Origin of the sequence: Thermosynechococcus sp. M3746_W2019_013, from assembly GCF_015296045.1 — a bacterium.
In the GTDB taxonomy this organism is placed as follows: Bacteria; Cyanobacteriota; Cyanobacteriia; order Thermosynechococcales; family Thermosynechococcaceae; genus Thermosynechococcus.
This window is the reverse complement of sequence record NZ_DVDW01000067.1, coordinates 1-11009: the sequence shown is the minus strand read 5'-3', so window position 1 is coordinate 11009 and position 11009 is coordinate 1. Positions and strand designations below refer to the sequence as shown.

The window sequence follows — 11009 nt, the reverse complement described above, 5'->3', positions numbered from 1 at the left end:
CTATGTTATTGATTATCGAGCCTAGCGGGAATTGGGGTACCAAAACATTCCCTTAATCCCCTCGGGATCGGGGCGAAAACCCAACTGACGGTAAAAGTCCACCACATGGGGATCGGCAAAGAGGGTAATGTTGCTGATGTCCTCGCTGCGCAGTTCTTTGATAATCTGCCGCATCAGCTCCTTGCCCAGACCGCGCCCCTGAAATTCTGGATGCACCACTACATCCCAAATCGTGGCATTGAAGGCATGGTCAGAGGTGGCACGGGAAAAGCCAATCAGACGACGATAGGCACCCCGCTGCTCCCACATTGAGATCACCAAAAAGCTGTGCTGAATTGCTTTTTTCACCTTACGAATCGGACGGCGCGACCAGCCGACAGCATCACAAAGTTCTTCTAGTTCATAGACATCAATATCTTTTTCTTTGCTAAAAATAATTTTGCTTTCGCTGCCATTGTCCCGCTCTACCGGAGAACCTAAACTAGGGGACGTCGTGGTAGTGCTGGCAGTCGGTTGTGAATTGAACAGCGATTTCCAGAAGCTCATGCAAGTATGCTGGAGATGGAGAAACGACCTAGTGTAACCCGGCCTAGGCTATAGTATAGCGACTCTCACCCATGGTTTCCGATTTTCAACTGCGTAACCTTGATGTCCTGAAGCGATTCAACCGCTCTTTTCCGGACTTTTATGAGCAATTTGTTGGTCGGGACGTCCAACTGCAAAACCTGAAGTTGGGCTTTCAAATTCATCGGACAAATCAGGCGGTGATTCAAATCGTCCCCGAGGGCGATCGCTCCATTCTCCACTTTGCCCACCGCAATCACTCTTATCTCCTGAGTGATCTCTTTGGGGTGATGGCCGCCTACAAGCTGACGATTCACAATGTCTCGCTCTATGGCCATGTGCGACCACCGCTGCTGGTCTTTGTCAAACTTGTGCTCTCAGAGCAGGGCAAACCCCTGACCAAAAAGCGCAGTGAAAGCGTCCGCCGTGCCCTCCAACAGACCCTCAGTGGTGAGTTTGCGGTTGAGGAAATGCTGGCCATGGAGTTTAACCTCAACGAAGGCCTGCCGCAAGTTACCACCAGTTTCTATCAAGATCAGGTCTTTCATCTGCCGGCACTCTTGGTGGAGTCTGTAAATCATCCGGCACTGCTCTATAAGGTAATGCACGCCCTTTGGCAAGAGGAATTGCTGGTGGTCAATATCAATTTTATGCTTTGGCAGGGGCGGGTGCGGCTGTTGCTCTATCTGCTGGGTCCCAATGGCAGCGTTATTCCCGACTATTTAGGCTCACGGATTGCCGCCAAAATCAAGGATCATTTAACAGGAAATACAGCCCTTTTGTGAAATAGGAGAGACCGTCTTGGCTTTCATGTTTTGAGTCTGTTTCATCCCCCTGAAAAGGTTTGGAGTTGGGGTACCATAGGGGATGTTTGTCCCCTTGATGACAACTCCAATGACGGCTGAACAACATCTCCACCTGTGGCGACCGGTGAACCTCAGCGATCGCATTCTGGCGGCAATTGATGTCGGGACAAACTCAATTCACATGGTGGTGGTGCAAATTCAGCCCAGCTTACCCAGCTTCAAAATCATTGCGACGGAAAAGGATATGGTGCGGCTGGGGGAACGCTGCCAAATTACCGGGCAACTGACGGAAGAGGCCATGCAGCGGGCGATCGCCACCCTGCGGCGCTGTCGCGAATTGGCCACGGGCCTCAAGGCGGAAGAAATGATTGGCGTGGCCACGAGTGCCGTGCGCGAAGCCCCCAATGGTCGCGAGTTTTTAGAGCGGGTCAAAAAAGAGACCGGCCTGACCATTGATCTCATTTCCGGCGAAGAGGAAGCGCGGCGCATCTACTTGGGGGTACTCTCGGGGCTAGAATTCAACGGCAAGCCCCACATCATCATAGACATTGGGGGTGGCTCCACGGAGTTAATTCTTGGCGATGGCCATGAACCTCGTTGCCTCAGTAGTACCAAGGTGGGGGCTGTGCGCCTGACGGATTTATTTGTCAAAAGTGATCCCATTAGCGATCAAGACTACATTGCCCTGCGTGCCTATGTGCGGGGAATGTTGGATCGCGCTGTGGAGGACCTGCGGCAGCAGCTCGGCCCCCATGAAAAACCGCAATTGGTGGGTACCTCAGGCACCATTGAAAGCCTGATGATGATTCACACCTGCGATCGCCTTGGTACTTGCCCCCCCTCTCTACGGGGCTATGAACTCACCCTTGAGGACTTGAAAGCTCTGCTGGCCAAATTGCGGCGGCTCAACTTTAACCAACGCTGTCAACTCTTGGGGATGTCGGAGCGGCGAGCGGAAATTATTGTTGCGGGGGCAGTAATTCTCGCTGAGGCCATGGAGATGCTTGGCCAAAGCAGCCTGATCACCTGCGATCGCGCCCTGCGGGAAGGCATCATTGTGGATTGGATGCTGACCCACGGACTGATTGAAGACCGCCTGCGCTATCAAAGCTCCGTCCGCCAGCGCAGTACCTACAGTTTGGCGCAAAAATTCCACGTCAATCTGGCCAGCAGTGAACGGGTGGCCAATTTTGCCCTAACCCTGTTTGATCGCACCCAAGGGATTCTCCACAACTGGACAGAAGCAGAACGGGAACTCCTCTGGGCAGCGGCCATTCTCCACAATGCCGGCCACTACGTCAGCCATTCCGCCCACCATAAACATTCCTACTACCTTGTGCGCCACGGCGGCTTACTCGGCTACACTGATACGGAAATTGAAATCATTGCCAACCTCTGTCGCTATCACCGCAAAAGCCCCCCCAAGAAAAAGCATGAAAACTTCCGTCAATTGATGGGACGGCGAGAACGGCAAATGGTCGAGCAACTCAGTGCCATTCTACGGCTGGCTTCGGCCTTGGATCGGCGACAAATTGGGGCCGTGGATCACATTACCTGTGAGTGGCGCGCTCCGCAGCGACAGTTTTGCCTGCAGATCCATCCGGCAGATCCTAGCGATCGCTGTGAGTTGGAAATTTGGAGTGTCAACTACAAAAAAGAACCCTTTGAAAGCCAATTTAGCGTCAGCTTGAAGGTGGAATTAGTGGCCGCCAGGGGCACGGTTCTAGCTACAGCAGTGAATTAGTGATTGAAGCGCCTTAGACTTTTTCAACTGGGGGCTGACCCAATAGCCCTTGGGGGCGCACAAGCAGCACCAGAAAGAGGATTGCAAAGGCAGCAGCATCCCGAAACCCCGAAGCGGCCGCAGGCACGATTGCCTCCACCAATCCCAGCAAAAAACCGGCCAACATTGTTCCCGGTAAGCTCCCGAGGCCCCCCACAACAATCACCGCTAACCCCTTGAGACCAAAGATCACCCCAAACTGTGGCCCTGTAATCCCAACACTCAAGGCAATGAGGGTGCCAGCAACAGCAGCCAAAGCACTGCTAACAAAAAATGTCACTTGAATAATGCGATCACCATCAATGCCCAGCAATGTGGCGGCAGTCGGATTTTCAGCCACGGCTTGCAATCCTTTCCCCATGCGCGTCCCTTTCACCCAATAGGTCAGGGCAATCATCAAAACCACAGCCACGGCAAAGATAATAAATTGGCTAGTGCGCAGGGTAATGTCCCCCCATCGCAGGGTAAGGGGCAATCCACCCCAGAGTTGATCGGGGTAGGTATAGACTTCGGCACCCACTAAATACTGGATCAGGTTGGTGAGGAAAACGGCAGCTCCAAGACTGGCCACCACCGTCAAGAGGGTATCGGTGCGCTGCTGCCGCAACGGTCGAAAGACAACCCAATCAATGCCAACCCCCAACAGCCCACAGCCAAGGGCACTCAAAGCTAAGGCCGGGGCAAAGGGTAAGGCAATGGGAAGCTGCCCATTGGCCAACAGGCCATTAAAGCCAAAGCGTCCTCCCAAGAGAGCATAGGTGAGATAAGCACCAATGGCAAAAACAGCGCCGTGAGCAAAGTTGATAATGCCCAAAATCGAGAAGACAAGGGTATAGCCGAGGGCAAAGATGGCATAAACACTCCCTGTGGCCAGTCCATCTACAAGGACTTGCAAGGCGTTGGTTACCACCTAAGCTCCTTCCACTAGGGCACGATAATCCGCCGCTGAGAGGAGTCCGGTAGGGGGGGTACTGACTTGCACCTTCACCAACCACCCCTCACCATAGGGATCTGCAGCAATTTGCTCGGGGTTGTCAATGACGGCTTGATTGACGGCGATGACGGTTCCCCCAAGGGGCGCATAGAGATCCTCAACGGCCTTGACCGATTCAATCGTGCCAAAGCGCTCGCCGGGTTCTAGGGTATCGCCAACGGCAGGCAACTCGACAAAGACAATATCCCCCAGTTGATCCACAGCAAAGGCACTAACGCCGATGGTAGCCGTGTCGCCCTCAAGGCGCAGGTACTCGTGGCTGTCGAGGTATTGCAGGTCCTCAGGGTAGGTGAGTGTCATAGCAGATTCCAATCCATCAGGGGCGATCGCTGGCACGGGCAAGGCGCACCGCTGTTACAAAGGCCACGAAACCGAGGGGCGCACTGAGGAGCAAAATCACAGTGGTGGGCACAGTTCCCAACTGGGCTTCCCCAGAGCTCAGTTCAAAAATGCAACCCACCGTGGCGATCGCTGCCACACAGGCCCCCAATAAGTATAGATAACTCTTGGCCACAGACAATGCTCCTCAGGGTTAAGCAGCAATGGGACGCACAGCACTGGCGGTAAACCCATGCTCCGTGAGTGCATGACGCAGCAACGCTTGGTTTTCCACGCGATCGACAAACATTACCCCCGTTAGATGATCAATTTCATGCTGGATCGCACGGGCAAGCAACCCAGCCGCCATGATTTCTTGGGGACGACCCCACTCATCTTTGTAGGACACCGCCACCATAGCCGGACGACGCACCTCTAGGTACACCCCAGGAATACTTAGGCAGCCCTCTTGGCAAACCTCCAGTTCTTCACTGAAGTCCCTAATGACCGGGTTAATCATCACCAACGGCTCCGCTTTAGGGTCATCGGGATGAATATCGATGACGAGAATTTGCTTATTGATGCCCACCTGCGGTGCCGCCAAGCCAATGCCATCGGCACTGTACATGGTTTGGAGCATTTTCCGCACAATATCGCGGATACTGTCATCTACTTTGCTGACCCGTTTGGCGGGTTGACGCAGCACGCGATCGCCCAAATAGTGCAGCTGTAGGGGCGGATTTTTTAACTTTTTCTTTTCAACAGCCAGAGATACAGCCATAGGACACGCCAAGTTAACAGAAAATAACAAAGGCAACAAAGGTTAATCACTTTTTAGCCTAACGAATTTTCAAGGCTCTAGGCTACTTTTCCGTCGAGGCACTGCTGACACTGGGCAAAAGGCGTTGTTGCTCCTCAAGGGCAGCTTTATAGCGCTCCACATCCTGCTCAAGGTGGGCAATTTGTTCATCGCGGGCTTCCATTTCCACCCGAATCGTAAAGGTGCGCTGTAGCTGTACCCAAACGTTAAAGACCCAGGCAAAGAGGGCACCCACCCCCATAGCGACAATCAGTTCAACGCACAGTGGCGCTTGAATGACCTTTCCTTCAAAAAACTTAATACTAACTGGATCGGTATTTTGGATACTAAAGAGAACTAAGCCCAAACCAATGACAAATATCATCAAGAAGTTAAGTTGTCGCATAGAGTACCCCGTAACCCATGGCAAATCTTATCATTTTAGTTTTAGCAAGGGACTGTCGCATCGGGCATGCTGCCAGCGACAGACAATCTTGGGCCAATCATACCACTGTGGCTAGTCCTCAATCACAGGGTTGACCACTTCCACTGCCTCCACGTCAATGGTGCCAGGGGGAGCCAATCGGTGGAACTGGCGATCGCGCACCATCAGCATTTCGCCACAGGCAGGGCATTGGGTTTGGGTATTATTCAAACTGCTAAATTCAAAGCCACACACTGGACAAGCCGCCGTCACCAACTTCCAGCGCAACCAAAGTTGCAAGCCCGCAAAAAGGAGCACAGGAGTTACCATTAAGAATAAAAACAGCACCAGAAAGGATTGCACTAGCCAGCCTAGCCCCAGTAGCCCCAGTAACCAAGTTACCAGCAACACACTGAACCAAAAACGTAGGGTGGAGTTTAGGGTAAATCTTAGGGACATTGGCTTCCCTCCAAGGGCATTGCCGCTATTCTAGCGCAGTCGTGGGTGTATCCTAAGAAGCAGGTCTACTGTCCAGCTATGGTAATGCCCTATACTCTTCATGCCGAACGTACTCGCGTTGAGGTGATCCCAGAGCGCGGTGGCCTCATTAGTCGCTGGCAGTGGCAGGGTCATGAGCTGCTGTACTTAGATCGGGAGCGCTTTGCCAACCCTCAGTTAAGCGTGCGCGGTGGTATTCCCCTCCTTTTTCCGATTTGTGGCAATTTGCCCGAGGATACATTTCACTACAGTGGCCAAGCCTATCACCTCAAACAGCACGGCTTTGCCCGGGACTTGCCATGGCAGGTGCTGGATCAGCAGGAACATGTCTTGAAACTGCGATTGCAAGATACTCCAGCCACGCGCCAAGTCTATCCCTTTCCCTTTCATCTGACCTTAACCTATACCCTTGCTGCTAATGCCTTGGCGATCGCCCTTGAGGTGGCTAACCCCGGTGACACCCCCTTGCCCTTTAGCTTTGGTTTGCATCCCTACTTTGCTGTTGCTGACAAGCACCAATTGCAGTTTGACTTGCCGATCCATGCCATGGTGGATCAAAAAAACCAGCAACCCCTCACCTTTAGCGGCATGTTTGACTGGAGTGCAGCAGAACTCGATTTGGCCTGTCGCCCGCTCACGGGTCAAGTAGCTCGCGTCTGTGACCTGCAACAACACTACTGCCTGACGCTCCGCTACGATAGAGTGTTCACAACCCTCGTCTTTTGGACGGTTCAGGGCAAACCCTACTACTGTCTAGAACCTTGGACCGCCCCCCGCAATGCATTGAATACGGGGGTGGATCTACTGCACGTGCCACCCCAGAAGCACCTGACCCTTGGCGTCGAGATTGCTGTTGCTTCCCTTTAGGGAGAAAATAAGAAAGTTTTCACACACGCGACCATGTACCCCGATTTTCAGACTTTTTGTCAACTTGCCGAGCAGGGTAACTTCATCCCCATCTATCAGGAGTGGGTGGCGGATATGGATACACCTGTGTCGGCTTGGTATCGGGTCTGTCGCGATCGCCCCTACAACTTTTTGCTGGAGTCCGTCGAGGGAGGCGAACAACTGGCCCGCTACAGTCTCCTTAGTTGTGATCCACTGTGGGTACTGGAAACCCGCGGCAACCAAACCACCCAAACCCATCGCGATGGGTCACTCACCAGGTTTACGGGCAATCCTTTCACCATTTTGGCCAATTGCCTTGCACCCTATCAGCCTGTGAAGCTACCGCAACTGCCCGGGGGCATTGGTGGTCTTTTTGGTTTTTGGGGCTATGAACTGATTCAGTGGATTGAGCCACGGGTTCCCATTCATCCTGCCACAGAAAGGGATTTGCCTGATGGGGTGTGGATGCAGGTGGATCAAATCCTGATTTTTGATCAGGTGAAGCGAAAAATCTGGGCAGTGGTCTATGCCGATACCCGTGAGACGGACTTGAAAACGGCCTATACTCACGCAAGCGATCGCCTAGAGCAGCTTTTGCGCAAACTGCAAACCCGTATTCCCCCTGAGGCCACTCAACTCCATTGGCAACCCAGTCGCCAGACCCCCAGTTACACTAGTAACATTACCCCGGAAACCTTCCGTACCAATGTGAAGCGCGCTAAGGACTACATTCGTGCGGGGGATATTTTCCAAGTCGTTCTCTCCCAACGCCTCAGTGCCACCTACAGCGGCGATCCCTTTGCCCTCTATCGCTCCTTGCGCCTGATTAACCCTTCCCCCTACATGGCCTACTTTCAATTTGGCACATGGCAGATCATTGGCTCTAGTCCAGAAGTGATGGTTAAAGCCGAGCACCATCCTGAAAACACTGGGTCTCTCCTTGCTACTGTGCGTCCTATTGCTGGCACTCGCCAGCGGGGGCACACCTACACCGAAGATCAGCAGCTTGCCGCAGAACTCCTTGCCGATACCAAAGAAGTGGCCGAACACGTCATGCTGGTTGATTTGGGGCGCAATGATTTGGGGCGCGTGTGTCGTCAGGGGAGTGTCAGCGTTGAAGCGTTTATGGTGATTGAGCGCTATTCCCATGTTATGCACATTGTCAGTAATGTGGTGGGTGAACTATTGCCTGATAGAACGGCATGGGACTTACTCCAAGCCTGTTTCCCCGCTGGTACAGTCAGTGGTGCCCCCAAAATTCGTGCTATGGAAATTATCTATGAATTGGAGGGTTGCCGCCGTGGCCCCTACTCCGGTGCCTATGGTTACTATGACTTTGAAGGTCAACTCAATACAGCGATCGCCATTCGCACAATGGTGGTGCAACCCCTGACGGACCATCAACATCTGATTCATGTGCAAGCGGGTGCTGGTATTGTTGCCGACTCCGATCCGCAGCGGGAATACGAAGAAACCCTCAACAAAGCACGGGGCCTGTTAGAAGCGATTTCTGCCCTGACAACAAAACTTTAACCCAATCTTGAGCCAAGGATTATCTCATCTTTACGTTTGCCCCTTAGCTTAGTAAAAAGTTTTAGCTAACGTTACCCAGAACACAAACACTGGGAATGTTCACTGGAAATGTTGGCAGAACAACCCAGCTCTCAGGCACACACCTAAGGGCTGGTTCCTTTGCTTGAGGTTCTACCGCCATGGGAAACGTCTCCACCGCTGCAGTTACTCCTCCTGTGGATGGACGCTGGCGCTCCTCCTTGCGAGTGCACACGTTTAGTATCGGGGACACCATCTGGATGGAACCAGAACGCATTTGGCTAGTGAGCCGGGGTGTCGTCCTTTTGAATCTTCTACATCCCGATGGGGAAGAAGTGGTGGTGGGACTGGCTACACCAGGTACTGCTTTTGGTTTACCCTTGACCAGTTTAATGGCCTACCAAGCCAAGGCCCTTTCCAAGACAGAGCTGATGCTCTTTACGCTGGTGGAGGTGGAATCCTCGCCCAACTTGACCCAAAGCCTTGTGCGTGGTTTAGCTCGTCGCCTACGGCAAGCGGAAGGTCTCTTAGGAATTACTAGTCATCGCCGCGTTGAGGAGCGATTACGCCATTTACTGCTGCTGTTGAAGCAAGAAATTGGTGAACCTCATCCCCTGGGTACACGCTACAGTGTCCGCCTCACCCATCAGCAACTGGCAACAGCCATCGGCACGAGTCGCGTGACCATGACCCGCCTTCTGGGCAAGCTGCGGCAAGAACGTTGGCTCACCTACGATCGCGATCGCCACGTCATTCTGATGAATACCGCTGAGAGTTGAGGGCAATCCCCCCTCAATCCAGACGTCCTTGAACAGAGAGGTTGTTTTTTAGTGTAAATTTTTGTAAATACTTGCCTTCATAATGCCAGAACTGTTAAATTAGATACAGAAATAAATCGTTCATCTTTGCTGGAAAGCACCTGAAAATTAGGTGAGCAGCGAAGACGGAAGTAGGGCAGTTGTCCCGAAGGAACGCGCCTCAGTTGACGAAAACCACCTAGTAAATAATTTGGGGCGATGCTTATGAAAACTACCCTTACCTATCGCGGCGTTCAATACGATTACGTTCCTCCGGCAGTACAAACCGAAGCAACTGATGTCGTGGCAAAATATCGGGGTTGGAATTACCATTGCACCCACGCAGTGAAGCCGCCGGCTCAACCGGTGCGGGATTTAATCTATCGCGGCGTGGCCTACCGTACGGGTCAAGGGGAAGCTGTGAATACGACGGCAACCCCTACTGCCAACCCAGCCGGTGGAGTGAATATGTCAGCGCTTGATCTCAATCAACTGTCGCGGGCCATTCTCACCCATCACCACCAAGTGATCAAAAACCGCGAACAATCCCTCCTGACGCGGATGATTGCCCAAATGGGGTTACCTACGGCCGCGGGTCACTATTGGAACCAAATTCAGGGCAAAATTAAGCCCCAGGTTTGGACAAGCTATGATCGCAGTCCTGCCACAATGAGTTAGGGCACAGACGTCATTGTCCTCTCTCAAGACTGATTCGTGATTACCCTCGCATTGGAGTTACCTCTAGTGCGAGTTTTTTATTTCAGCGGTTGACGTAACAGTTGTTTTCTGGCCGGCCTAGCCATTCAATATCTAGGTCAAGGTCAATGTCCGACAAGTCTTCTGGATCGATTACATGCTTCTTCAGGGATTCGGAGGATTGTTTTGAATGTTTGGTTGCATGCTTGCGACTTTGCGGGGTTAGTCGGTTGACAACTGATGATGTGGCCTTCTCGATGCGGACACTTTCTTTGAGGGCATTTGGGTTGATATGTTCTAGAAAGAAGTTTACTGTTTCCTGCTTCACCCAGCCATTGAGGACGGCCAATGCCCCAAAGCGATAGCTGGCTTGCCACTGCTCCTTGAGAATTTGATTAATCTGCTCTTCCGTTAATAAACCTGCCTTTTTCAGGTAAAAACCAATAGGACGCTTTTCTTTATCTTGAGCCAGTTTTGGCCACTCTTCTACAAAAAAGTCAATTGTTTCTTGGGATAACCAACCATGAAGGGCAAGAATTTCACCAAGACGCAGGTTGGCATACATCCCTTGCTCCATTAGGGCAACTTGGAGCTGACCGCTTGTAATTAATCCTGCCTTCAGTAAGAGTTCTCCAATTCTCATGACCATTTGTGCCAGTAGAATCCATTACTCAAAAAACGTAAGCATACTACAGGGTCAGCTTTTTATGCACCTTATAGATTTATGCAAGCCATAGAATATGCTTCAGAAAGTTGCTGTTGCTTTTTAAGGGACCATATTCTTTACTCCCCTAGGGTACCCACAGCCCAGGGGTGAACCTGCGGGAAGTTCCGGTTCGTAACAAATTTTAATAATGCTGCTTTCACAATGCCCCCTGATAGAGTTATGGG

The 11009-nt window shown here is 52.1% G+C and carries 14 protein-coding genes and 1 riboswitch; of the genes, 6 read left to right on the top strand and 8 right to left on the bottom strand.

Annotated features, from left to right (window positions below; genetic code table 11):
* Nucleotides 1–21: 21 nt before the first annotated feature.
* On the bottom strand, nt 22–546 hold the full coding sequence (locus IGQ16_RS11540; RefSeq protein ID WP_024124731.1) for a GNAT family N-acetyltransferase: 525 nt from the start codon (nt 544–546) through the stop codon (nt 22–24).
* 71 nt (nt 547–617) lie between these two features.
* On the opposite strand from IGQ16_RS11540, the gene IGQ16_RS11535 reads away from it, so the two are divergent.
* Both IGQ16_RS11535 and IGQ16_RS11530 read left to right on the top strand, forming a co-directional pair.
* On the top strand, nt 618–1349 hold the full coding sequence (locus tag IGQ16_RS11535) for a hypothetical protein (RefSeq protein WP_297061623.1): 732 nt from the start codon (nt 618–620) through the stop codon (nt 1347–1349).
* A 97-nt stretch (nt 1350–1446) separates the two neighbouring features.
* A complete protein-coding gene (locus IGQ16_RS11530) occupies nt 1447–3114 on the top strand; it encodes a Ppx/GppA phosphatase family protein (protein WP_081711814.1) in 1668 nt (555 codons plus the stop codon).
* Between the two features lie 13 nt (nt 3115–3127).
* Here the strand turns inward: IGQ16_RS11530 and IGQ16_RS11525 are convergent, their stop codons facing one another.
* From IGQ16_RS11525 to IGQ16_RS11500, 6 genes are all read right to left on the bottom strand, one after another.
* Nucleotides 3128–4063 (bottom strand): branched-chain amino acid ABC transporter permease, encoded by a 936-nt coding sequence (locus tag IGQ16_RS11525; RefSeq protein WP_024124728.1) that lies wholly within the window; start codon nt 4061–4063, stop codon nt 3128–3130.
* Complete coding sequence (gene gcvH / locus IGQ16_RS11520; RefSeq protein WP_024124727.1) at nt 4064–4447, bottom strand: glycine cleavage system protein GcvH; 384 nt, start codon at nt 4445–4447, stop codon at nt 4064–4066.
* A gap of 16 nt (nt 4448–4463) precedes the next feature.
* Complete coding sequence (locus IGQ16_RS11515; protein ID WP_024124726.1) at nt 4464–4661, bottom strand: hypothetical protein; 198 nt, start codon at nt 4659–4661, stop codon at nt 4464–4466.
* A gap of 18 nt (nt 4662–4679) precedes the next feature.
* Nucleotides 4680–5246: a peptide deformylase gene (def, locus tag IGQ16_RS11510; RefSeq protein ID WP_024124725.1), complete on the bottom strand. Its 567-nt coding sequence runs from the start codon at nt 5244–5246 to the stop codon at nt 4680–4682.
* An 82-nt stretch (nt 5247–5328) separates the two neighbouring features.
* The gene (locus IGQ16_RS11505; protein WP_024124724.1) at nt 5329–5670 is read right to left on the bottom strand and encodes a LapA family protein; all 342 of its coding nucleotides are present in this window, start codon (nt 5668–5670) and stop codon (nt 5329–5331) included.
* Between the two features lie 111 nt (nt 5671–5781).
* Nucleotides 5782–6147 (bottom strand): hypothetical protein, encoded by a 366-nt coding sequence (locus IGQ16_RS11500; RefSeq protein WP_024124723.1) that lies wholly within the window; start codon nt 6145–6147, stop codon nt 5782–5784.
* An 84-nt stretch (nt 6148–6231) separates the two neighbouring features.
* Between IGQ16_RS11500 and IGQ16_RS11495 the strand changes: the two genes are divergently transcribed.
* From IGQ16_RS11495 to IGQ16_RS11480, 4 genes are all read left to right on the top strand, one after another.
* Nucleotides 6232–7053 (top strand): aldose epimerase, encoded by an 822-nt coding sequence (locus tag IGQ16_RS11495; RefSeq protein WP_225871786.1) that lies wholly within the window; start codon nt 6232–6234, stop codon nt 7051–7053.
* A gap of 33 nt (nt 7054–7086) precedes the next feature.
* Nucleotides 7087–8607 carry an anthranilate synthase component I gene (trpE, locus tag IGQ16_RS11490; protein ID WP_297061621.1) on the top strand — a complete coding sequence of 507 codons (1521 nt, stop codon included), beginning with the start codon at nt 7087–7089 and terminating at the stop codon, nt 8605–8607.
* 179 nt (nt 8608–8786) lie between these two features.
* Complete coding sequence (locus IGQ16_RS11485) at nt 8787–9404, top strand: Crp/Fnr family transcriptional regulator (protein WP_024124720.1); 618 nt, start codon at nt 8787–8789, stop codon at nt 9402–9404.
* A 115-nt stretch (nt 9405–9519) separates the two neighbouring features.
* Nucleotides 9520–9603: riboswitch (Glutamine riboswitch) on the top strand.
* A 44-nt stretch (nt 9604–9647) separates the two neighbouring features.
* Nucleotides 9648–10100, top strand: a complete 453-nt coding sequence (locus IGQ16_RS11480) for a DUF4278 domain-containing protein (protein WP_024124719.1) — start codon at nt 9648–9650, stop codon at nt 10098–10100.
* An 82-nt stretch (nt 10101–10182) separates the two neighbouring features.
* On the opposite strand, the gene IGQ16_RS11475 is transcribed toward IGQ16_RS11480, so the two are convergent.
* Nucleotides 10183–10767, bottom strand: a complete 585-nt coding sequence (locus IGQ16_RS11475; protein WP_297061619.1) for a hypothetical protein — start codon at nt 10765–10767, stop codon at nt 10183–10185.
* Nucleotides 10768–11009: the final 242 nt, after the last annotated feature.